This window comes from Pseudoalteromonas sp. BSi20480, from assembly GCF_000241365.1.
In the GTDB taxonomy this organism is placed as follows: Bacteria; Pseudomonadota; Gammaproteobacteria; order Enterobacterales; family Alteromonadaceae; genus Pseudoalteromonas; species Pseudoalteromonas marina.
Genome location: NZ_BADX01000096.1, coordinates 1 through 512, shown reverse-complemented (window position 1 = coordinate 512; position 512 = coordinate 1). Strand labels below are relative to the sequence as shown.

Genomic DNA, 512 nt, shown 5'->3' with positions numbered 1-512 from the left:
CGTGTTAAATTGTGCGACACCATTGTACTGTTAGACATTGATTTAGCTTCGTATAAATCAGCAAGACCAGCCGTTTCGTTGTTCGCTTTTAAACGCGCTACACCGCGGTTGCTTAACGCGAATGAGGTAAGCTGGCGTACTTTAAATCGTGGTGCGTCTGCATCTTTTAAAAGTGCAATTGCTTTAGTACAAATAGCTTCAGCCTGTGCGTAGTTTTTTGACTTAACATTCAGTGCGCAGCTGTTAAACGATTGTTCCAGCGGCTGCGGCGCAGTTTGCGCTTCAATAACCATTAATTTGTAGTCACTTGAATCAGCCATTACAGCTGCAGAGCAAGTTAATAATGAGCCAAGAGCGATGGTTTTTAAAAGTGTACGTTTCATGGTTTGCCTTTCCTAATTAATTGAGTCGTGCTTGTTGCCGACAACTGAACTTTAGAGTAAAAGCTCAAACCTCACAAACGATAAAAACAAACTCAATAAGTGAATAAAATTAACCTATAGACTTTAGTC

Annotated in this window: 1 protein-coding gene; it reads right to left on the bottom strand. The window is 40.4% G+C overall.

What is annotated here, in order from left to right; genetic code table 11:
- A partial coding sequence (locus P20480_RS18180; protein WP_033025510.1) for a hypothetical protein occupies positions 1-383 on the bottom strand: 383 nt, incomplete at its 3' end.
- Between the last annotated feature and the right edge of the window lie 129 nt (positions 384-512).